General features: G+C 54.8%; 25 protein-coding genes, 3 tRNA genes and 1 other RNA gene. 16 read left to right on the top strand and 13 right to left on the bottom strand.

Translation table 11 applies throughout. The features are described 5' to 3' along the window. Positions 1–10 precede the first annotated feature (10 nt). The 3 genes from E3E42_RS09965 to pyrH are packed head-to-tail and all read right to left on the bottom strand — an operon-like array spanning position 11 to position 1464. Positions 11–478, bottom strand: coding sequence for a putative toxin-antitoxin system toxin component, PIN family (locus E3E42_RS09965; RefSeq protein ID WP_167904437.1), 468 nt, complete (start codon positions 476–478; stop codon positions 11–13). Then, complete coding sequence (locus E3E42_RS09960; RefSeq protein ID WP_240913690.1) at positions 454–738, bottom strand: ribbon-helix-helix domain-containing protein; 285 nt, start codon at positions 736–738, stop codon at positions 454–456. Before E3E42_RS09960 ends, E3E42_RS09965 begins: the two co-directional genes overlap by 25 nt. A 48-nt stretch (positions 739–786) precedes the next feature. After that, entirely contained in the window at positions 787–1464 is a 678-nt protein-coding gene (gene pyrH, locus E3E42_RS09955; RefSeq protein ID WP_167904564.1) for a UMP kinase, read from the bottom strand. Between the two features lie 96 nt (positions 1465–1560). Between pyrH and E3E42_RS09950 the strand changes: the two genes are divergently transcribed. Both E3E42_RS09950 and E3E42_RS09945 read left to right on the top strand, forming a co-directional pair. After that, the gene (locus E3E42_RS09950; protein ID WP_167904436.1) at positions 1561–1767 is read left to right on the top strand and encodes a hypothetical protein; all 207 of its coding nucleotides are present in this window, start codon (positions 1561–1563) and stop codon (positions 1765–1767) included. 93 nt (positions 1768–1860) lie between these two features. Continuing rightward, entirely contained in the window at positions 1861–2016 is a 156-nt protein-coding gene (locus tag E3E42_RS09945) for a hypothetical protein (RefSeq protein ID WP_167904435.1), read from the top strand. A gap of 1 nt (position 2017) precedes the next feature. Here E3E42_RS09945 and E3E42_RS09940 read toward each other — a convergent pair whose 3' ends face one another. From E3E42_RS09940 to E3E42_RS09925, 5 genes are read right to left on the bottom strand one after another with little or no spacing between them, the layout of a single operon-like run. Next, positions 2018–3184, bottom strand: a complete 1167-nt coding sequence (locus tag E3E42_RS09940) for an FAD-binding oxidoreductase (protein ID WP_167904563.1) — start codon at positions 3182–3184, stop codon at positions 2018–2020. Next, complete coding sequence (locus tag E3E42_RS09935) at positions 3177–3449, bottom strand: (2Fe-2S)-binding protein (protein ID WP_167904434.1); 273 nt, start codon at positions 3447–3449, stop codon at positions 3177–3179. The genes E3E42_RS09940 and E3E42_RS09935 overlap by 8 nt, the downstream gene beginning before the upstream one ends. A 5-nt stretch (positions 3450–3454) precedes the next feature. Then, positions 3455–3583 (bottom strand): hypothetical protein, encoded by a 129-nt coding sequence (locus tag E3E42_RS12105; protein WP_255453646.1) that lies wholly within the window; start codon positions 3581–3583, stop codon positions 3455–3457. Then, complete coding sequence (locus tag E3E42_RS09930) at positions 3580–4086, bottom strand: 4Fe-4S dicluster domain-containing protein (protein WP_167904433.1); 507 nt, start codon at positions 4084–4086, stop codon at positions 3580–3582. The genes E3E42_RS12105 and E3E42_RS09930 overlap by 4 nt, the downstream gene beginning before the upstream one ends. Next, complete coding sequence (locus tag E3E42_RS09925; protein ID WP_167904432.1) at positions 4083–5519, bottom strand: FAD-dependent oxidoreductase; 1437 nt, start codon at positions 5517–5519, stop codon at positions 4083–4085. Before E3E42_RS09925 ends, E3E42_RS09930 begins: the two co-directional genes overlap by 4 nt. 123 nt (positions 5520–5642) lie before the next feature. Between E3E42_RS09925 and ffs the strand changes: the two genes are divergently transcribed. The 8 genes from ffs (at position 5643) to E3E42_RS09885 (ending at position 9003) form a co-directional block, all read left to right on the top strand. Further along, an RNA gene (gene ffs / locus E3E42_RS09920) (signal recognition particle sRNA) lies at positions 5643–5956 on the top strand. An 82-nt stretch (positions 5957–6038) separates the two neighbouring features. Next, a complete protein-coding gene (locus E3E42_RS09915; protein WP_167904431.1) occupies positions 6039–6941 on the top strand; it encodes a dihydroorotate dehydrogenase in 903 nt (300 codons plus the stop codon). Between the two features lie 43 nt (positions 6942–6984). Further along, positions 6985–7221, top strand: a complete 237-nt coding sequence (locus E3E42_RS09910) for an AbrB/MazE/SpoVT family DNA-binding domain-containing protein (RefSeq protein ID WP_167904430.1) — start codon at positions 6985–6987, stop codon at positions 7219–7221. Continuing rightward, complete coding sequence (locus E3E42_RS09905) at positions 7209–7619, top strand: PIN domain-containing protein (RefSeq protein WP_167904429.1); 411 nt, start codon at positions 7209–7211, stop codon at positions 7617–7619. Before E3E42_RS09910 ends, E3E42_RS09905 begins: the two co-directional genes overlap by 13 nt. Beyond that, positions 7616–8335 (top strand): 7-cyano-7-deazaguanine synthase QueC, encoded by a 720-nt coding sequence (gene queC, locus E3E42_RS09900; RefSeq protein WP_167904428.1) that lies wholly within the window; start codon positions 7616–7618, stop codon positions 8333–8335. The genes E3E42_RS09905 and queC overlap by 4 nt, the downstream gene beginning before the upstream one ends. A gap of 89 nt (positions 8336–8424) precedes the next feature. Beyond that, a tRNA-Phe gene (locus tag E3E42_RS09895) sits at positions 8425–8501 on the top strand. A 10-nt stretch (positions 8502–8511) separates the two neighbouring features. Next, a tRNA-Gly gene (locus E3E42_RS09890) sits at positions 8512–8589 on the top strand. Positions 8590–8856: 267 nt separating this feature from the next. Beyond that, on the top strand, positions 8857–9003 hold the full coding sequence (locus E3E42_RS09885; protein WP_167904427.1) for a hypothetical protein: 147 nt from the start codon (positions 8857–8859) through the stop codon (positions 9001–9003). A gap of 664 nt (positions 9004–9667) precedes the next feature. Here the strand turns inward: E3E42_RS09885 and E3E42_RS09880 are convergent. Both E3E42_RS09880 and dph5 read right to left on the bottom strand, forming a co-directional pair. Next, positions 9668–9745, bottom strand: a tRNA-Val gene (locus tag E3E42_RS09880). Between the two features lie 42 nt (positions 9746–9787). Beyond that, the gene (gene dph5 / locus E3E42_RS09875) at positions 9788–10582 is read right to left on the bottom strand and encodes a diphthine synthase (RefSeq protein ID WP_167904562.1); all 795 of its coding nucleotides are present in this window, start codon (positions 10580–10582) and stop codon (positions 9788–9790) included. Between the two features lie 103 nt (positions 10583–10685). Here dph5 and E3E42_RS09870 point away from each other — a divergent pair, with 103 nt between their 5' ends. Beyond that, positions 10686–11417 carry a helix-turn-helix domain-containing protein gene (locus E3E42_RS09870; protein ID WP_058938382.1) on the top strand — a complete coding sequence of 244 codons (732 nt, stop codon included), beginning with the start codon at positions 10686–10688 and terminating at the stop codon, positions 11415–11417. Positions 11418–11419: 2 nt separating this feature from the next. On the opposite strand, the gene E3E42_RS09865 is transcribed toward E3E42_RS09870, so the two are convergent. Beyond that, the gene (locus tag E3E42_RS09865) at positions 11420–12205 is read right to left on the bottom strand and encodes a 4-phosphopantoate--beta-alanine ligase (RefSeq protein ID WP_167904426.1); all 786 of its coding nucleotides are present in this window, start codon (positions 12203–12205) and stop codon (positions 11420–11422) included. Positions 12206–12384: 179 nt separating this feature from the next. On the opposite strand from E3E42_RS09865, the gene E3E42_RS09860 reads away from it, so the two are divergent. Continuing rightward, positions 12385–13227: a sulfide/dihydroorotate dehydrogenase-like FAD/NAD-binding protein gene (locus tag E3E42_RS09860; protein WP_014789192.1), complete on the top strand. Its 843-nt coding sequence runs from the start codon at positions 12385–12387 to the stop codon at positions 13225–13227. Continuing rightward, positions 13228–14664 carry an NADPH-dependent glutamate synthase gene (gene gltA, locus E3E42_RS09855; RefSeq protein WP_167904425.1) on the top strand — a complete coding sequence of 479 codons (1437 nt, stop codon included), beginning with the start codon at positions 13228–13230 and terminating at the stop codon, positions 14662–14664. A 12-nt stretch (positions 14665–14676) separates the two neighbouring features. On the opposite strand, the gene E3E42_RS09850 is transcribed toward gltA, so the two are convergent. Next, a complete protein-coding gene (locus E3E42_RS09850; protein WP_167904424.1) occupies positions 14677–15141 on the bottom strand; it encodes a hypothetical protein in 465 nt (154 codons plus the stop codon). 366 nt (positions 15142–15507) lie between these two features. Between E3E42_RS09850 and E3E42_RS09845 the strand changes: the two genes are divergently transcribed. The 3 genes from E3E42_RS09845 (at position 15508) to E3E42_RS09835 (ending at position 18323) form a co-directional block, all read left to right on the top strand. After that, the gene (locus E3E42_RS09845; RefSeq protein WP_167904423.1) at positions 15508–15732 is read left to right on the top strand and encodes a hypothetical protein; all 225 of its coding nucleotides are present in this window, start codon (positions 15508–15510) and stop codon (positions 15730–15732) included. Positions 15733–15874: 142 nt separating this feature from the next. Next, positions 15875–17356 carry an ATP-binding protein gene (locus E3E42_RS09840; protein ID WP_167904422.1) on the top strand — a complete coding sequence of 494 codons (1482 nt, stop codon included), beginning with the start codon at positions 15875–15877 and terminating at the stop codon, positions 17354–17356. Between the two features lie 70 nt (positions 17357–17426). Beyond that, a complete protein-coding gene (locus E3E42_RS09835) occupies positions 17427–18323 on the top strand; it encodes an MBL fold metallo-hydrolase (protein ID WP_167904421.1) in 897 nt (298 codons plus the stop codon). Between the two features lie 2 nt (positions 18324–18325). On the opposite strand, the gene E3E42_RS09830 is transcribed toward E3E42_RS09835, so the two are convergent. Beyond that, complete coding sequence (locus E3E42_RS09830) at positions 18326–19021, bottom strand: hypothetical protein (protein ID WP_167904420.1); 696 nt, start codon at positions 19019–19021, stop codon at positions 18326–18328. Positions 19022–19028: the final 7 nt, after the last annotated feature.

Here is a 19028-nt window from a genome sequence, read left to right as displayed (position 1 = left end):
CAAAAAGACATTACACATTCAAGTTTTTATTCCTTTCGACGAACTCAAGGAACTCCGCTGGCGTCAGGATTAGAAACTCGTGTCCGTTTAAGGCAAACCTCCTTTCCTCATTCCTCAGCTTCAGCACGTGCCTCTTGTCGAGGCTTATCAGAAAGTCGGCCCCGGCCGAATAAACAACATCGAAAAACTTGTTGTCGTCCGGATCAGGCGAGACATCAAAGCGCTCAGCCGGCTCAACGAGGATTGACGAGGCTCGGAATATCCTGTAAATCCAAAGGGCATATACCTTGCTTTCAAGATACTTAAGAACCCTCCCGCTCGTCAGCTTGAAGCGGAGCTCCTCCAGAATAGCCTCCGATGTGTATGAGAGAACCTTCTTCCCGACGACTAAATCCATTACCTTTCCGGAGCTCCCGAAGGGATTTATCGCGGCCGTTATGACGACGTTGGTGTCTAAGACGACCCTGAACGCTTCCATTCCTCGTCCACTTCCTCAAGGAGCTTTTCGATTTCCTCCTCCGGGGGAATCCTCCTCTCTCTGGCAAGGAGCTTGTAGGTCTCCCACAGCTCCTCGGGGGATTCGTAGTGGAGCAGAAAGAACCTCACAGCCTCCTTGATGAGCTCGCTCCGGCTTGAGAACTCGCCGGCCTTAACGAGTTCATCTATCTCCCTCATGATTCCCTGGGGAAAACGGATCGAGACCTTCTCGGTGGCGGACATGCCATCACCGTAGGACAATAGTCAGACAGAATATATAAACGTTGTGAAGCAAAATTTAAAGAAACCTCACGGCTCCACCACAGTGCCGCCGTGCTTTCCCTTCACGACGTCGAAGAGGTGGTAGGCGTCCTTCTTGCCGACGATGTAGGTCTTTATCTTGCCGCGCTGGATGAACTTGGCGGCGAGGGCATCCACGACGCCGCTTCCTCCCGCTTTGCTCTCGGCCTGCATGGCAATCTCGACAAGCTGGTCGACGGTTATCCTGTCGAGCTTCTTCGCGTTCGGGTTCTTCCTCGGATCAGAATCGTAGACGCCGTCAACGTTTGTCACCACGACGAGAAGGTCGGCCTGGAGGTACTCGGCGAGGAGAGCCGAAACCGCATCGGTCGTGTGGCCGGGGTGAGTTCCGCCCATTATCGGTATCTTCTTGAGCTGTATGACCTCCCAGGCCTTCCTGAAGTCCTGAATGACGAAGGGATAGGCCTTCTCGCCGAGGGCAGCGATGAGAAGCATCGCGTTGGCGCGGGTGATGTGAATTCCGATGTAGTCCTTGAAGGTCTCGTTGGGCGTGAAGGTCTTCGCTGCCTTAATGTACTTCCTGGCAACCTTTCCGCCGCCGACTACCACCGCAACCTCGTGATCCTCGCTTATCTTGATGAGCTCGTAAGCCATTTTCCCTATAAAATCAACGTCCGGGTCGTCGGGGACAAGAACCGAACCGCCTATATCGAAGACTATCCTCATGATGACCCTCACGATGCTAATCGGGGCCCCTTTATAACCTTTTTCTTGCCTAGAATCAGTCAACCCGAAAGCGTTATCAACTTAAAAGGGGAAAGTATGTTGGTGTGGGGCATGGAGATAACGGTTAGGGTGCGCGTTCCGGAGGGGGCTGATGAAAAAGCAATCGGCGAGTTAGCGGAGCTGTTTGCGCGGGCACAGGTGTTGAAGTCCCTTGCAACCGGGAAAAGAAAGGTAAGGAGAGAAAAGGCTTCGTGGAGGGAGCTTCGTGAGTATCTTGAGGAGTACCGCGACCTTCGTGGATAGCAGTGTCCTTCTGAACGTAATCTTTGAAACCGAACTCACCGAACGGGCCGTTAAGTTGATTTCTCTCTGAAAGACCCCGATGTGTTTCTTGCGTTGAGTCTTGCGGAGAGATACGGCCTGCTGCTTCACGATGCAAAGATACTAGGCTCAATGGTCGAGAACGGAATTCGGAAGCTCGCCACCCTGGACAGAGACTTCGAAGGAATCCCTTTGATTGAGGTCATAAAGGAAAACGAAAGTGAGGGGTAGCTCACCCTATCTGGAAGGCCGAAGTCCTCAGCTCTCCCCTCTCGAAGCGGTAGGGGTCGTACCACTCCCAGTCGAGCGGGACCTTGGAGCGGCCCTTTGAAATCAGCTCGGCCATGGCCTGCCCGACCGCCGGGGCCATCATGAAGCCGTGCCCGCTGAAGCCAGCCGCGATGTAGAAGTTGTCCAGGAGCTTTCCTAATGCCGGGTTGCTGTCGGGCGTTTTCGCGTAGAAGCCCGCCCACTGACGGACGATGTGTGCATAGCGGAGCGGCGGGGCGATTTTCACGGCATAGCGGAGAACACCGCGCAGGAAGTCGTAGGTAGGCTCGACGTCGTCTAAGCTTTTAGCTCTGTGCTCTATTCCCGCACCGCAGATTATTCCACCGTCCTCGCCGTCCTGAATGATGTAAGCATCGTTCCAGCTCGGCGGGCAGACCAGCGGTTCAGCCTGTCCCGGCTCCAGAGGTTCGGTCTTGACGAGCTGATGCTTGTAGGCGGTGATGGGAACGAGGTCCCGCTTTAAGCCAGCCATCTCGTTGATGAGCGGCGCCCAGGCGTTGGCCGCGTTGAGGACGGCATCTACCCTAACCCTCTCGATCCTCCCGTTGTGGCGGAACTTCACGGCCGTTATGGTGTTCCCCTCGTGCTCGAAGCCAATGACTTCGGTGTGCTCGCGCGCATCGATACCCATCTCCCTCGCGCGGAACAGGTAGGCAAAGAGCGTCTTGAAGGGGTTCGCCTTCCCGTCCTTCGGGTTCCACGCCCCGGCGAGGAAGGGCTCGGTGTTGAGGATCGGGGCTATCTCTTTCGCTTCGTCCATGTCGATGAGCCTCGTTGGGACACCGAATCTGTTCTGGAGCTTTATGTTCGCCTTAAACGCCTCAACCTCCTCCTCGCTTGTGGCGAGGAACAGGTAGCCGGTCTGTCTGAAGACTATGTCGCTCTCCAGCTCCTCCTCAAGCTTTTCCCATCTCTCCACGGAGTGCTTCATGAGTCTGATGTTGGCCTCGTCCGTGAACTGCGCCCTGATTCCCGTCGCACAGCGGAAAGTCGAGCCCGAGCCGAAGTAGCCTTTCTCGAAGAGGATGACCTCCTCCCCGAGTTTGGCCAGCTCGTAGGCGGTGGCAACTCCTATTATTCCCCCGCCGATAATGGCGATTTTACTCATCGGCACCACCCACTATAACCTCTACGCGGACCGGCCTGGTTGGAACCCTCGCACGGGGCAGTGGAATGTCCTCCTGCTTCTTCCCGGTCTTCCTCGCGAGTATGCCAAGCACTATCGGGATGCACGTCCTTCCCTGGCAGGGACCCATTCCTATGCGGAGGAGGCGCTTTATCTCCTCGATGTCAGTGACGCCCGAATCGATGAGCGCCTCGACCTCCTCAACGGTGACATCGTTACAGCGGCAGACTATTTTCTTCCCGGCCATTTTCATCACCTCCACAGCCCTTTCTTCGAAAGCGCTGGCGGAATGTTTCTGATGTGCCCTTCGGGCATGTGAGTGTGAACCTTACAGAGGTGTTCCATCTCCTGGCACCCAGCGTATAATATCTCGACGGTCATTCTCTCACCACCTTAATCGCCCTAACCTCCCAGGCCAGCTCTATCGGCACCTCAACGGTGATTATCGGTGTATCTCCCTTGCTCTTTTCCCTGGGAACTACCGTGATCACCTTCCCCCTTCCGACCGGCTCGCCGACCCTGTTGAGCAGGATTACTTCCTCGCCCCGCTTGGGCAGCGGAAGAAGCTCGTGGGGCATCGTTATCCTTGCCTTGTCGCCAACGTAGTGCACCATGAAGAAGGCCAGGCCCGGGCATATCTGGACGCAGAGAGAGCATCCTATGCACCTGTCGTAGTCGACGATGGGCAGGTCGTTGGGGGTGGGCATGCTTATGGCCTCGGTCGGACATATCTCCCTGCACGGGGCGCACGGAATCTCCTGCGGGCACTCCGGAATCGCAACCGGTCTTTTCCTCAGCCTCTCCTCGCTCGGAAGCGGAATGAACTCCTGAAGCTCTTCGGGCGTTATGTAGCCCCTTCTGAGGTACTCCGGAATCTCGCTCATTCTCTCACCACCAGAGCCTTCTTAATCCCCTCAAGCACGTGCCTGCCGAACGGGCCGGAGCGGAACTCTACGAGGTCCTTCTGGGCTTTCTCCATCTCCTTCAGCCAGCTTTCGTCCGCTATGCCCAGCCGCAGCGCGGCTGCAATTCCGGCGACCTTGCCCTCGAGCATTGCGGTCGTTGCCTCCTCTATCCCGGCCGAGTCTCCGGCAACAAAGATTCCCCTAACGGTGGTCTCCATCCACTCGTCGCGGAGGGCCACGTGCCCGCTGAGCTCGCGTACGTAGCGTATCTGACAGCCTGCCTGGTGGAGGAGCTCGATGCTGGGCCTCAGACCGACTGCGAGCGCTATGACGTCAACCTCAAAGGTTCTCTCCGTTCCGGGGATGACCCGCCAGTTCTCGTCGAGTTGTGCCACAACGGCCTTCTCAACCTTCTCCTTCCCCTCGGCACGGAGAATCGTGTGTCTCGTGAGTATTGGGACTCCAAGCCTTCTAACCTTGGCAGCATGGACGAAGTAGCCGCCGACCTTTGGCATGGCCTCGACTATCGCCTTCACCTCAACGCCGGCCTGAATGAGCTGATACGCCAGAATAAGTCCCACGTTGCCGGCACCGACGATTAAAACGCGGTCGCCGGGCTTGACGCCGTAGGTGTTCATGAGCGTCTGTATAGCTCCGGCACCGTAGATTCCGGGCAGATCGTTGTTCTCGAAGGGTATCATCTTCTCCATCGCACCGGTGGCGACAATGACAGCCCTTCCACGGAACTCTATCAGCTCTCGGTTGTTTTTGACCGCCAGAACGAGCTTCTCGTCGCCGTCCTGGAAGATTCCAACGGCGGACGTTTCAAGGAAGATTTTGATGTTCTCCCTCTTCCTGGCTTCATCCTCAAGAATTTTGGCTATCTCCACGCCCCTGACTCCCGCGAACTGCTCGCGCTTGCCAAAGAACTTGTGGGTCTGCTTGACGAGCTGGCCGCCGAGCATGGGGTTCTCATCGAAGAGAACAACCTTCGCACCAGCATCCGCCGCATGTATGGCCGCCATCAGACCTGCAGGACCGCCGCCGATTATCACGATGTCCGCCCTCACGACCTTCGCGTTCCTGAACTCAGGCGGCTTTGCTTCCTTCGGCAGCTTGGCCTTTCCGTGCTGGGGTTCAATCCTCATGCCGTCCTCGACGAGGGTTATGCAGGTTCTGACGTTCGGGATTCCGTTCACGACCATCAGACACGAGGAGCATTTGCCGATGGCACAGAAGAGACCCCTTGGGCGTCTCTCGTTGGCGGAGTAGTTTAGAACCCTGATTCCAGCGGCGTGAAGGGCCGTCGCTATCGTTTCCCCCTCGTATGCCTTGATCGGCCGTCCTTCAAAGTATATTGTAACCTCCCTGCCGCGCTCAAAACGCAGAACAGGATGCTCAGTTAAGCGCATGGTGTATCACCCATGCACCTATTCGTTCATGCATTTATGAAAATTTTTCAATCCGAAGGTTCTTCACCTTTGGTTTCAGGACTACCAAAGCTTTATATATCCGGGGGCGGATAAGTTAGCTGGCGGCGGGCTAGGCCGGGGGGTTCGGCGTCCCCTGCAACCGGAAACCGTCGATATGCCGGGGCCGAAGCCCGGGGGGCGGTTCCCAAAGCCGCCCGTGGAAGCCGGGGCACAACGGTGATCCCTCGTCCCACGGGGCCGGCGGTGGGTGGGGTCCGGCTGGAGGGCCGGACTAACGCCCTTTACCCGCCGAACCCCGCCAGGCCCGGAAGGGAGCAGCGGTAGGCGGGACGTTCGGCGCTCGTGGGGTAGCGGGGGTGAGCGAGCCCCGGTGGAAACGGGCGGTGGAGGGTTCCCACCCCCGGGCGCGCCCGCCGCCGCTAGAGCTTCTCTGAGAAATAACAAGCCACAGGCAAAACCTTAATAGGGGGTGTTCTCTTTTGACTTCGAGGTGTTAAGATGCCGAGCCTTGAGGTCGAGCTTTTCGGGATAAGGTTCGAGAACCCGCTCATTCTCGCATCCGGAATAAACGACAAGGTGCCGGAGCAGTGGATCAGGGCACACGAGGAGGGCGCCGGCGGCGTGGTTACGAAATCCATCGGCATCGAACCGAGGGAGGGCTACGACAACCCCACAATCGTGGAGCTTCCCTACGGCCTGATAAACGCGATGGGCCTACCGAACCCTGGCTGGAGGGGTTTCCTCGAGATGGTCGAGGGTTACACCTTCGAATTTCCACTCATAGTCTCAATTTTCGGTGGAACGCCCGAGGAGTTCGCCTTTCTGGCGGAAAAGCTGAGCGACGTGGCGGACGCCTTCGAGCTGAACCTCAGTTGCCCCCACGCGAGGGGTTACGGCATGGAAATCGGCCAGAAGCCGGAGAACGTCTACGAAGTCGTCAGGGCAGTCAAAGATGCGACCGACAGGCCTGTGATAGCGAAGCTGACGCCCAACATAGATGACATAACCAAGCTTGGCCTGGCCGCGGAAAGAGCCGGAGCCGATGCGGTCTCGGCGATAAACACTCTGAAGGCAATAGCGATTGACATCTACGCGAAAAGGCCGATCCTCAGCAACCGCGTTGGTGGTTACTCCGGGCCAGGCGTTAAGCCCGTCGCGCTGAGAGCCGTCTACGACCTGGCGAGAACCCTTGATATCCCGGTCATTGGAATCGGGGGGATAACCACCTGGCAGGACGCGGTCGAGTTCCTCCTCGCTGGAGCTTCAGCCCTTCAGATCGGCACCGCTGTTTCACTCCGCGGATGGAAGGTATTCAGGGAGATAAACGAGGGAATCGTGAGGTATCTTGAGGAGGAGGGCTTTTCGAGCGTGAAGGAGATAGTCGGCCTTGCCATTGAGTAAGGCATTTATAGTTGAAGGGCCTACTATACTATGGTGAACTACTATGCCGGTAACGAAGGTCACCCGGAACTATCAGATAACGATTCCGGCGGAGATCAGGAAGGCTCTCGGGATAAGGGAAGGCGAGTACCTCACCGTTGAGCTGAGAGGAGATGAGATAGTCCTCAAAAAGGCCGAAACAGAGTGGCCGAGCCTCAATCTGGGCAGGGATTTCACGCCCGAAGAGATAGAGAAGAACTCAAGAATGGTTCTCATGGAGGCGTCCAAATGGGAGGAGTAGCGGTCATTGACACCAACGTCCTCCTTTATTCACTCAACAGAAGCTCCGAGAGATACGGAGAGGCAAGGGAGCTGATAAACTCCCTCGATAAGGTTGTGCTGCCAGCGATTGTCGTGTACGAACTCATCTGGAATCTGGCCGTCGCTGGGGTTTCTCCTAAAGAAGCAGAGAGAGTCGTTTCAAGGATTTTCTTAAACGAGAGGGTCAGCCTCGCCGATGACAGAGGGTATCTTCTCCAGGCCTTCGACCTCTTCGGGAACCTTGGCCTGAAGCACTACAACGACTCCGTAATCCTCGCGGTGGCACGGAAGGTCGGAACCCTCGCGACCTACGACAAAAAGCTTAGAAACCGTGCCGGAAAACTTGGGATTAAACTGCTTCCGGAGGTGCTGGAATGAAGCGCGCTGTGGTGTTGTTCTCGGGGGGTCTTGACTCGACGGCCTGCCTGTACTGGGCGAAGAGGAACTACGATGAGGTCATAATGCTCGTCATCAACTACGGGAGCAATGAGGAGAGGGTCACGAACAGGGTGGCGGAGTTCTTTTCGAAGGAGCTGGACGTTCCGCTCAAAATAGTCCGCCTCGACTTTCTGGAGGAGTTTTCGAAGCTGAGGGGAACTACCCTCGTTGGAGGGGAAACGCCGAAGGTTACCGCGGAGGAGCTTGAGGACATGAGTGTCGCCCAGGAGACTGCAAAAAGCGTCTGGGTCCCGGCTAGAAATGTCGTTCTGATAAGCGTCGCCGCATCGCTCCTCGATGCGCTCGGCGGCGGGGACATAATAGTCGGCTTCAATGCGGAGGAAGGGGCCACCTTCCCCGACAACACGCCCGAGTTCGTGGAGAGAATGAACGAGATGCTGAAATACGGCACAATGGCCGATGTGAGGGTCGTTGCACCGCTCATAGACCTCGACAAGAAGGGAATAGCAAGGCTTTTGAAGGAGCTGGACGCGAAGTACGAGTACTCCAACTCCTGCTACATGCCGAAGGGCTTCACCGAGGACGGAAAGCCGATACACTGCGGTGAGTGTGAGAGCTGTGTGCGGCGCCATCGCGGTCTGATTGAGGCTATCGGGGAGGACAGGACTGTTTACGCGGTTAAGCCCAAGATATGACGTCCGCTCAAAATCCCCACAGCAGTGCAGTGTCGCCCCGGCCCACCGCAAGATTTATAAATCTCTGCCTGCCCCTTATCTTTGGGCGTGGGGCGGTAGCTCAGCCTGGGAGAGCGCCGGACTGAAGATCCGGGTGTCGGGGGTTCAAATCCCCCTCGCCCCACCACTTCTCGCGTGCGGTGGTAGTCTAGCCTGGTCTAGGACACCGGCCTTCCAAGCCGGTGACCCGGGTTCAAATCCCGGCCACCGCACCATTCCAGTTTTACGATAATTTCTGGAACTTCCTTACCCAGGAACATCCTTTTCGGGCGATCGGACTCTGGAGCACATCATAAAGTTTCATGTTGGGCTCCATAGCCTCTTCCAAAGCCAGCCCAAAAATATCCAATCTAACTTCCATTGGTATCGTTCTCCGCGTTAAACCTGAAGCGGAAGATTTATTAGCCATTAAAGTAATCCTTCAAAAGAAATAAACGCATGTGTGTCCGGGATAGCCACACAGAGAAACGGGGAGGTGCACCATGGGAGAAGAGAAGAAGGGGCTGTCGTTTGGAGACGGATTCAAGTTCGGACTTGGATTTTTTACGGCCGCGCTGATATTTTATCTCCTGATACTGATATTGACGCTGGTTCTGATTGGGGCAATGGGATTGTCAATGCTCAGTTAGGTCAGTGCTCTCCACCATAACGCCCCAACCCATTTCATTTTTGTGAAGTACTGCCCTTGACCAAAGAAACTTTTCTGACGAAAAGTTTCATCAAAGTTCGTGATTCTTCTTCCCAAAGTGCAGTTGAAGAGAGTTTGCACTGCCAAACGGTCATTTTTGAGAAGAAATTCACTCTCAAAGCTCCGAAATGCGGGTTTAACTCCAAAAGCGCTCCAAAGGAGCGCGGGAGAAGTAAACCCCACACAAACAAAGCAACTTAAACAAGGAATTCCCTACCAAAACACACGTTACAAAAGGCAAACCATCTCAAAAGAGCACTTCACAAAAGAATCACGAACCTTGATCAAACTTTTCGCCAGCAAGCTTTTAGAAAAAGCTTGACCAAACGTTAGTAGCTCTCCATTAAAATGTAATGTGAAATGGTTTTTGCACTTTGAATGTTCGTTCTTCAAACGAGAACACTTTAAGAGAAAGGATTCATGTGAAGGGTTTACTCTCCGTTGACGCCCTTCGGGCGTCTATTTTAAAGTTAAACCAAATTAAAATAGGTAATCCCATGCGTTCTCAACATTCGAGTACGCGTTAAAGAAAAACCATTCAAAGACTTGGCTTCGAGAAGGAGCTACTAACTTTGATGAAACTTTTGCTTGGCAAAAGTTTCTTATGGTGGGCCCGCGGGGGTTCGAACCCCGGACCTCCGCCGTGTGAGGGCGGCGTCATAACCAGGCTAGACCACGGGCCCGTCCCCGGAATAATGGGTGGGGTGAGAAATATAAAGCTTTCGCTAGATTCCGTCGAGTATATCTTTCGGGGCCCCCGCGAAGGCCACCAGGTACTCCGCCTCGACTATGTGGAGCCTACCCGGAACGACCATCACGTGGGGCTGCCTTCCGAAGTCCTCCTTGAGCATGTCCCTGACGTATCCCGCCCTGAGCGTCGGGTTCAGCGAGCCGGCCCTCGCCAAAACCACGACCAGCGTATCGGGGGTGAAGACGTTTTCCTTCTTCATATCCTCTACCTGGAGCAGTATTTCCATCGCCTCATTGGCCGTCATGTAGCGGTTCTGCTCGGCCTTTATGTCAAGGAAGAGCATCGTGTGGAGACCGCGCTCCCTGTTCTCCCTTATTACGTCGTAGTGACTCGTGGGGAACCAGTTCTTCTCGGGGTAAGCCACTGTGGCGCTCTTCCCGAACTTGTATATCTGCAGTCCGGTTATCGCTATCGCCGAGTAGATGCTTGGGGCATGGATGACGTAGCTCTCGATTCCGAGCTCCCTGGCCCTTATCCTGAGGTCGGAGTGCGTCGTCGCCACCATCGGATCGCCCGCGGTGAGGAATGCCACGTCTCTCTCCTTCGCCTCACTCAGCACGATGCGCTCGAAGTGGAGCTCAACCTCCTCCCTGCTGAGCCTCCGGATGGGCTTTCCGATGAGTTCTTCGACCTTGTCCAGCGTTGTTCCGGCTAGAAGAGACGTGTAGAACTCGGCGAAGACCAGGTCGCATTTTCTGGCGGTTTCAAGCCCTTTGAGCGTGATGTCCCTCTCGTCGTAAAGGCCAAGCCCTATGAAGTATATCGCCATGAGCCTCACCGGGGAGCGTAGGGCGGGGAGTTTTTAAGCTTGAGGGAGAGAATGTTAGGCAATTGCCGAAAAGCTTATAACGATTGACGAACACTTTACCAACATGCTTGAAAAGGAGAAAGAAGCCCTGGCAAAGAGGATAGCGGGGGAAATAACCCTCTCCTCCGACCCCGGTAAAACCATGCGCAAATGGCGTGAGATATTCGGAATCAGCCAGACCGAGCTCGCCGAATACCTCGGCGTCTCTTCTTCGGTCATAAGCGACTACGAGGGCGGCAGGAGGAAGAGCCCCGGCGCGTCCACGATACGGAAGTTCGTCGAGGCCCTGCTTGAGATAGACGAGAAGCGCGGTGGGAACGTGATACGCGCGTTCAGCAAGACCCTCGGCAGCGAGCTTCCCACGAGCGCCATACTTGACATCAGGGAGTTCGCCCTTCCGATAACCATAAAGGACCTCGTTGGGGCCGTCAGGGGGGAGGTCGTCGCCAACATGCACCTCCTCGACAGGCGCATATACGGCTACACTGTCGTCGACAGCATAAAGGCGATCCTTGAGATGAGCAGCGAGGAGTTCCTCAAGCTCTACGGCTGGACGACCGAGAGGGCGCTGATATTCACCAAGGTCACAACGGGAAGGAGCCCGATGATAGCGGTCCGCGTTCAGGGCCTCAAGCCGGCGGTGGTTGTTCTCCACGGCGTAAAGAAGCTCGACGAGCTCGCTGTAAAGCTTGCCGAGCGTGAGAGGGTTCCGCTGGTGATATCGAACGTTGGAAGTGAGGCGGAGCTCATTGCCGGCCTCAGAAGGCTGGTAGAAAAGACGGAGAAGGAGTTCTGAGCTCACTCCAGCGTCTTCTTCCTCCAGACCCCTCCTTCGGCCAGCTTGGCCAGTCTGCGCTTCATGTGGATGAGCACGTCGCCCAGCGTTTTTTCGTTGTTGTACCCCTCCAGAATCGCGAGAAGCTCTTCCCTGCTGTAGTCCTTCATCTCCCTCGCCAGCTCCATCATTCTGGGATACGCGCGGACTATGTTGTCGACGATGGTTATGTCCGCCATCCTCGCCGAGCGGGATAGCGGGTTGAGGTCAACGGTGATCACGAACTTGCCCATCCTCACGAGGGCCTCGGTCCTGTCGCCGTCCTCCAGCGGGACGACAACGACGTCGGCCTTCCATATCCCCTCCTCGTCCACCTTTCCCCGCTCGTGCTCGAGACCTGGGATTCTCCTGGTGGGGTTTATGCCGAGGAGCTCCACATCAGGATCGTGCTTCCTCAGCTCCTCCGCTATGGCTTTAACGCGCTCCTCCGTGCGGTAGAAGAGGTTTATCTCGAGCTTGGCGTTTAGCGCTTTTGCCAGCTCTATCGTTTCCTTTGGAACAAGTGCCGCGACGTTGCCGTTGACGGAAATAACGGGGTGCTTCGCCAGGAGAAGCTTCGCGACGGCGGCGCGCATGGCCCTCTCGGCGGGTTCTATCGTTTTCTCCCCGATGAGGTAGTCAAAGGCCTCACCGCGGCCGTGGGCTATCAGCCCGGCCTTGGCGGTCATGCCCTTCTCCATTCCCTCGATGATCTTCTCCCGGTAGTACAGGCTCCAGTAGCGCGGGTGGCTCTTGGGTATTTCGACCATTTTTATCCCCCCGGTTACTTGGGGTCGGGGCGTAAAAAGCCTTTCTCCCGGCACGGGGCTTATACGCCGTCCTTCAGGTACCGCCGTTCTCAACCTTTGGTTTAAAAAATCTATATAAAAGCCACTCGTCCTAAACCAAAAGTGAACAAACTTGAACAAATGCTCAAGGTGATGCATCCATGTACCGGATAACTGCCAAAGAAGAACTCGACGTTAGGGACTTCTTCATGGAGGTCGAGGCACCGCACGTGGCCAGGGCCTGGAAGCCCGGCCAGTTTGTCGTTTTGATGATACATGAGAAGGGCGAAAGGATTCCCATGTCCATCTACTACGCCGACAGGGAGACCGGAAGGATAGGCATGTTCATCAGGAGGCACGGGAAGACCACCTTCGACCTCTGGGACAACTTCGACGTTGGAGACTCCCTCTACGCCGTTGCGGGACCTCTTGGAACGCCGATCGAGGTCAAGCACTACGGAAACGTCGTCTTCGTCTCCGACGCAGTCTGCGGCCAGGCGGAGAACTACGCCACGCTCAAGGCCATGAAAGAGGCTGGCAACTACACCATCTCGATTCAGACCTTCGAGGACAAAGCCCACTCCTACCCGGAGAAGTTCCTGGCGAAGCCCGTCGCGGACGAGCACTACCTCACCACGGAGGACGGCTCGCGCGGAATCAAGGGGCACTACCTCGACGTTCTGAAGGAGCTCATCGAGAAGGATAAGGTGGATATAGTCTTTGGCGGCGGAAAGCTGGGGTCGCTCAAGAAGCTCGCGGAGCTTACGAAGGAGTACGGAATACCGACCATCGTCACGGTAAGGCAGATAATGGTGGACGGAACCGGCATGTGCGGCTCCTGCAGGATACTCTACGACGGTGAGATAAAGTTCGCCTGCCGCGATGGCCCGATGTTCGACGCCCACAAGGTGGACTGGGACGACGTCATAAGACGCGACTCCCGCTTCGTTCGCGAGCAGGAGATTGCAAAGAAGCACTACCTTGAGTCCAAGGGGGTGGTCTGAATGGCGAGGCCAAAGCTCATCAAGGAGCGCGTTCCCACTCCGGAGAGGCCCGTTGAGGAGCGCATTAAGAGTTTCGTCGAGGTCAACCTCGGCTACGACTTCGCCTCGGCGGTTAAGGAGGCGGAACGCTGCATACAGTGTCCGCCGGAGTACGCCCCGTGTATTAAGGGCTGTCCCGTTCACATCAACATCCCGGGCTTCCTGAAGGCCCTCCGCGAGAACGCGGACAACCCTGACGAAGCCGTTAAGAACGCCCTGCGCGTCATATGGAACGACAACACCCTGCCGGCCGTTACCGGAAGGGTCTGCCCGCAGGAGGAGCAGTGTGAGGCCCCGTGTGTCATGGGAAAAGTGGGGGACCCCATAAACATCGGCAAGCTTGAGCGCTTCGTGGCCGACTACGCAAGGGAGAAGGGCATAGACGAGGAACTTCTCGGGGAGTTCATAGCCGAAACTGACGGAAAAGGAAAGGTCGCCGTCGTCGGCGCCGGGCCGGCTGGACTCACCTGCGCCCTCGAACTTGCAAAGATGGGCTACAAGGTCACCATATTCGAGGCCCTTCACGAGGCGGGCGGAGTGCTCATGTACGGCATCCCCGAGTTCAGGCTGCCGAAGGACATCCTCAAGACCGAGCTTGACAAGCTGGAGAAGCTCGGCGTTGAGGTCAAAACCAACTACATCGTGGGTAAGACTGTGACTGTTGAAGAGCTCCTCCAGGAGTACGACGCCGCCTTCATCAGCACCGGAGCTGGAACGCCGAAGCTCCTCAACATACCCGGAATCCTTCTCGACAGGATTTACAGCGCCAACGAGTTCCTGACGAGGGTAAACCTAATGAAGGCCTACAAGTTCCCGGAGTACGACACGCCGATAGCCGTCGGAAAGAAGGTCATAGTGATAGGTGCCGGAAACACGGCAATGGACGCGGCGCGCTCCGCGCTCAGGCTCGGGGCTGAAGTTACCATCGCCTACCGCCGCGGAAGGGAGGATATGACCGCGAGGATAGAGGAGATAGCGCACGCCGAAGAGGAGGGAGTTAAGTTTGAGTTCTTCCTCACACCGGTCGAGTTCATCGGCGACGAGAACGGCAAGGTAAAGGCGGTCAAGTTCATGAAGATGCGCCCGTTGGAGGAGCGCGACAGTCGCGGAAAGAGGAAGATAGAGCCAACCGGTGAGTACGTTACCCTTGAAGCCGACACCGTCATCATAGCTATCGGCCTTGAGCCGAACAAGATACTCGTTGAAGCCAGCGGATTTGAAACCAATCCAGACGGAACGCTCGTTGTGGACGAGAATCTTATGACGAGCATTCCGGGAGTCTTCGCTGGCGGTGACGCGATAAGGGGCGAAGCAACGGTTATCCTCGCCATGGGCGACGGAAAGAAGGCCGCGAAGGCGATAGACGAGTACATAAGGTCCAGAAGGGCTAACGCGTGAGTTCTTTCTTTTTCACCACTGTCTTTTTCTGTCGCCGAAGAAGAACTTCATGAATCCCGAGAAGTCCTCGCCGCGGAAGGCCGCGTAGAGTTCCTGGGTTTCCTCTGGGGTTAGCCACTCTATCCTCTCGGGGATTCCCTCCTCGAAGAGGTAGAGTATCTCATCACCCTTTCTGGCCACGTCGAGGGTGTAGATTTTCTTTCCGTGCTTTTTGGCCATCTCAATCTCCCTGACGACGAGGGAGGTGAACTTCCCGACTATCGCTATGGCCACGAATATCTCCGCGTCTGGAATCATGTGGTCGGTTGTCCTGAGACCGTAGTCGGAGGGAACCACGAAGTTGTTGGAGCCGAGCTTTTCCTCGAGTATCTCAATAATGGCCTTCTCAGTGTGGGTGTGATAGAGTATCGTGGGCTCGCTCAGGTAGACGAGCGGCCCGTAGGTTTCCTTCTTCTTTTTCTTGAAGAATCCGAGCATGGAACCACCTCAGGTGGGGATAATGTCATCATCTTGGCATCAGGAGGGATGACACTCATCACGGGCGGGTTTCCAATCTGCATTCCCAAACCGGTTTTTCGGCTAACGGGCATTTTCGGCGGAGTGGGTATCATCGGGTAAAGTGAACCCGTCATCCCACCCCCTCGAAGGTGCTCTGGAATGGGGGGTTAAAAGGTTTTGCTGTTAAAAACTGGAACCGGAAAGGATGAAGGATAATGTCGTCGGTTAACTAAAAATATCACAATTTTATTCCCCTAACCTTTTCTAATCTCTTTTAGCGATAGCTTGACTCATCTGTCCCATTGCTGCCAATATTTCAAAACTCAGCTGATTTCTTTTTATTCATTGGCATTCCACTCGGGGTTAATTGTTCATAAGTGGCATGGTCTCTTCTACCTCATCTACGGTTTTGTGGTTGATTGGTTGGGGCTGGCGGAGGCGAGGTTAATCTTTGCCCCAATCATCCCCGGCGCTGGAGTTTTGTTGAAGGTCGGAGAACTCTTAGCCCCACTCGGAGACGTTCTAAAGCTCAAACACATTGAGGCTATGTTAAACCCAACGAGGAAATAAAAGAGTTTAGAGTTCTTCTCATTTTTATCCCCTGCTATCACCCCATATCCTGACCCCCGCAGGTTTCAATCCAAAAGAAACCAAAAATGTATTAAATCATAATGCATTACAATCTTATGCATAAAATTGTAAGGTGTATACAATGTTTGTTGACAGGAGGAAAGAGCTCCGGATATTGAAGTCTGCGTATGAACTATTGAAGAATGGAGACAAGGTTAACATTGCCGTTATTGGCCCCAGGAGAATTGGAAAGACCGAACTCCTCCTGCAGTTCAAGGAGAAAACCCATGGAGTAATTCCCTACCTAAACCTTCAAAGGATTGGAAGTTTGGACTCATTTGTCTTTGCATACACGAGGGAGCTTTTGTATGAACTCTCCAACATCCTGGGGATAAACGTCGAAAGGAGGGAACTTTTGAACTGGGATGACCTGCTGATTCTTTCAGCAAAGCTCGGAGTTGATAAAGAGGTCAAAGCCATTAAAGCGGGTACTCTTGAGACTCTGTTTGAAACACAGGAGGCTATCTTGGCTAATACGAACCAGAAAGCCCTGTTCATCCTTGATGAGTTCCAGGAGGTTCTTAATTTCAGGGGATTTTTGGATACGATGCGTGCACTCACCGAAAAGCAGAAGAATATTGCGTATATTGTCTCTGGTTCCGCAATTAGGATGATGGAGGAAATATTAGAACCGAAGAATCCATTTTTTGGTCAGTTTCGCAGGATATATCTGAAAGGTTTGCCAAAAGAGGATACAGTACAATTCGCAAAAACAACCCTGGACAGGGCTGGAGTTGGACCTACCCAGTCGGCGCTGGGGTTAATACACAAACTCACTCAAGGACACCCATTTTATGTTTTGGCTGTATGCAGACGTTTGATTGAGGAGGGCTTTGAAAAAGTTGGACGGAAGGAAGTCCACTATGCCTTTCTTACCGAACTGCTGACTGAAAAGGGTGACATACACATGCATTTAGAGTACGTTTTTAATGAGTCCCTATCGAGGGCCCATCGGGGGCCCGTTCATAAGCAGATTCTTCTCATACTGGCCCAGGAGGAAGGGTTAAGGCTCTCAGATATAGCGAAACGTCTGAACAAACCCACGGGGGAGGTCTCAAACTACCTAAAGTTCCTGCTGAGGACTGATCTGATTGTAAAACAGGGCGGGAGGTACTACTTCGCGGACAAGCTTATGCGCTTCTGGCTTGCAAAGACGTATCTAGGCATTACCGAGCTTGAGCTCAAGCGTGAGAAGTTTTTGGAAGAGCTGATTCGGGAGCTGGAGGAAAAGTACCTCAGGGCGAAGATGGAGCTTGGACTTGCAAAGGAGGCCGAGATCAGAGAAAAGATGCGGGAGATGTTTGGGCTTGATTTTAAGAGCTACAGAAGGGGTAACGTTGAGTTTGATGGGGTTGCGTTTGGGGATAAGATTTACGTGCTTGAGGTCAAGTGGCGGGAGAGGCCTGCAACATACAAGGACGTGGAGGCATTCCTGAAAAAAGTGAAAAAGGAGTTTGGGTCGGCAGTGATGTTTTTCTTCTCAAAGTCCGGCTTTACGGAAAAGGCCCTGGAGCTTTGTAGGAAAGAGAACGTTAAACCGCTCACACCCAGAGACCTGAGTTGATGGAGTAAGTCCAAGCCATACCCAGTGAGCATGGGAAGCAATCTTTAAAGGGAAACCTCTAACTAAGACCATGCGCATCATCCCACTCGCCTCCGAAAGCCTCGGCGTGAGGAGCCTGGCAACGTTCGTGGAAGCCGGTGGGATAAGGTTCCTAATAGACCCAGGTGTCGCCCTCGGGCCGAAGCGCTACGGCCTGCCGCCGGCGAAGGTCGAAATAGAAGCACTCCACACGATGAGGAGGAAGCTCCAGGGCTACGCGAGGAGGGCCGACGTGGTGACCATCTCTCACTACCACTACGACCACCACACGCCCTTCTTCGAGGGTCTCTACGAGAGCTCGAGCGAGGAGTATGCTAAAGAAATTTACTCAGGAAAGCTCCTTTTCATAAAGCACCCACGGGAAAACATAAACTTCAGCCAGAGGAAGCGCGCCTGGGCCTTCCTCAAGAAAGCGGAGCCGATAGCCAGGGGCATCGAATTCGCCGATGGAAGGAGCTTCGACCTCGGCGGCGTTACGCTGGAGTTCTCGCCGGCAGTGTCGCACGGGAGAGAGGGGTCAAAACTGGGCTTCGTTGTGATGACGCTCATAGACGACGGGAAGAGGTTCATCCACGCGGGCGATATTCAGCTCCTCAACAGAAAAGCGGTGGAGTGGATAATCGAGAAGGTCCCAGACCTGCTGATAACCGGGGGGCCGCCGACATACCTTGGTAAGCGTGCCGAGGGGAGCTGGGAGACGGGCATTAAAAACCTCAACGAGATAATCCGCGAAACAGGGGCGGAGATAATACTCGACCACCACATAGTGAGGGACAGGAACTACCCGCGCTTCTTCGACGAGCTGGAGGAGAGGCCCAAGACCTTCGCCGCCTACCTGAGGGTCGAGGACAGGCCGCTCGAAGCCTACAGGAGGGAGCTTCACAAAAGGGAGAGGGGAGAGGACGTGGGACTTCCCTTCAGTCTCTGAACTCATCTTAGCCTTTCCGCCGGCACGGTGGTCTGGAACATTCTCTGGGTGAACCATGGAGCCAGGCTCTTCAGGAGAACCGTGTTCTCTATCAGGCTCGCTCTGTCCATTATGCCCTCCGTCAGAATCACGTAATCGCTCACACTGACTATCCAGGCGTGGAGTTCCTTTGGTATCGTGTCCCTGTTGACGATGAACATCGTCCAGTGATCGTATCCATCCCTGAGCAATCTCTCAGACCGGACCAGGTACTGGAGTATCATGTTCTTCAGAAACTTCTCCCCAAAAAGTTCGTAGAGGCCGTCGAGGGTCGTTATTACACCAACAACCCTTTTGTCAGCCAGATTGTGTTCTTTATTTATTTCGTCCGTCACCTTCTCAATTCGGGGGATTATGAGGGTCCTGTCTATAGTCTCAACGGGATATACAAAGTCAAGAGCAGTCTCCTCGTTGAATAAATCTATCACGGCCAGCCGGCCATTTTTCCCTGCATCAACAATGTCGAACCCAGCTGACCTGGCCCTTTCAAATAGCTTCCTGACGGGCACGGTGGTGTTCAGGATTATACCAAAGGCACCCTTCTCCACTTCTCTCTTCAGGTACTCGACGCCTATCTTCCATCCAAGGCTGTACTGACCGTAAGAGACCAGAAGGATTCCGCCCGGGATTACCTCGCCGATGTTAAAATCCATTTCCATCAGGCTC

This window comes from Thermococcus sp. JdF3, from assembly GCF_012027495.1.
In the GTDB taxonomy this organism is placed as follows: Archaea; Methanobacteriota_B; Thermococci; order Thermococcales; family Thermococcaceae; genus Thermococcus.
Note: the sequence above shows the minus strand (reverse complement) of the source record. Positions and strands in the feature narration are given on the sequence as shown.

What these genes read in the sequence shown, in the direction of transcription:
- E3E42_RS09850 (WP_167904424.1), bottom strand. Translation starts at nt 15,141, where the DNA reads ATGCTCGGATTCTTCAAGAAAAAGAAGAAGGAAACCTACGGGCCGCTC.
- E3E42_RS09925 (WP_167904432.1), bottom strand. Translation starts at nt 5,519, where the DNA reads ATGCGCTTAACTGAGCATCCTGTTCTGCGTTTTGAGCGCGGCAGGGAG.
- E3E42_RS09870 (WP_058938382.1), top strand. Translation starts at nt 10,686, where the DNA reads ATGCTTGAAAAGGAGAAAGAAGCCCTGGCAAAGAGGATAGCGGGGGAA.
- E3E42_RS09915 (WP_167904431.1), top strand. Translation starts at nt 6,039, where the DNA reads ATGCCGAGCCTTGAGGTCGAGCTTTTCGGGATAAGGTTCGAGAACCCG.
- gltA (WP_167904425.1), top strand. Translation starts at nt 13,228, where the DNA reads ATGGCGAGGCCAAAGCTCATCAAGGAGCGCGTTCCCACTCCGGAGAGG.
- E3E42_RS09885 (WP_167904427.1), top strand. Translation starts at nt 8,857, where the DNA reads ATGGGAGAAGAGAAGAAGGGGCTGTCGTTTGGAGACGGATTCAAGTTC.
- E3E42_RS09865 (WP_167904426.1), bottom strand. Translation starts at nt 12,205, where the DNA reads ATGGTCGAAATACCCAAGAGCCACCCGCGCTACTGGAGCCTGTACTAC.
- E3E42_RS12105 (WP_255453646.1), bottom strand. Translation starts at nt 3,583, where the DNA reads ATGACCGTCGAGATATTATACGCTGGGTGCCAGGAGATGGAACACCTC.
- E3E42_RS09840 (WP_167904422.1), top strand. Translation starts at nt 15,875, where the DNA reads ATGTTTGTTGACAGGAGGAAAGAGCTCCGGATATTGAAGTCTGCGTAT.
- E3E42_RS09935 (WP_167904434.1), bottom strand. Translation starts at nt 3,449, where the DNA reads ATGGCCGGGAAGAAAATAGTCTGCCGCTGTAACGATGTCACCGTTGAG.
- E3E42_RS09835 (WP_167904421.1), top strand. Translation starts at nt 17,427, where the DNA reads ATGCGCATCATCCCACTCGCCTCCGAAAGCCTCGGCGTGAGGAGCCTG.
- E3E42_RS09910 (WP_167904430.1), top strand. Translation starts at nt 6,985, where the DNA reads ATGCCGGTAACGAAGGTCACCCGGAACTATCAGATAACGATTCCGGCG.
- dph5 (WP_167904562.1), bottom strand. Translation starts at nt 10,582, where the DNA reads ATGGCGATATACTTCATAGGGCTTGGCCTTTACGACGAGAGGGACATC.
- E3E42_RS09950 (WP_167904436.1), top strand. Translation starts at nt 1,561, where the DNA reads ATGTTGGTGTGGGGCATGGAGATAACGGTTAGGGTGCGCGTTCCGGAG.
- E3E42_RS09965 (WP_167904437.1), bottom strand. Translation starts at nt 478, where the DNA reads ATGGAAGCGTTCAGGGTCGTCTTAGACACCAACGTCGTCATAACGGCC.
- E3E42_RS09860 (WP_014789192.1), top strand. Translation starts at nt 12,385, where the DNA reads ATGTACCGGATAACTGCCAAAGAAGAACTCGACGTTAGGGACTTCTTC.
- E3E42_RS09905 (WP_167904429.1), top strand. Translation starts at nt 7,209, where the DNA reads ATGGGAGGAGTAGCGGTCATTGACACCAACGTCCTCCTTTATTCACTC.
- queC (WP_167904428.1), top strand. Translation starts at nt 7,616, where the DNA reads ATGAAGCGCGCTGTGGTGTTGTTCTCGGGGGGTCTTGACTCGACGGCC.
- E3E42_RS09830 (WP_167904420.1), bottom strand. Translation starts at nt 19,021, where the DNA reads ATGGAAATGGATTTTAACATCGGCGAGGTAATCCCGGGCGGAATCCTT.
- E3E42_RS09930 (WP_167904433.1), bottom strand. Translation starts at nt 4,086, where the DNA reads ATGAGCGAGATTCCGGAGTACCTCAGAAGGGGCTACATAACGCCCGAA.
- pyrH (WP_167904564.1), bottom strand. Translation starts at nt 1,464, where the DNA reads ATGAGGATAGTCTTCGATATAGGCGGTTCGGTTCTTGTCCCCGACGAC.
- E3E42_RS09940 (WP_167904563.1), bottom strand. Translation starts at nt 3,184, where the DNA reads ATGAGTAAAATCGCCATTATCGGCGGGGGAATAATAGGAGTTGCCACC.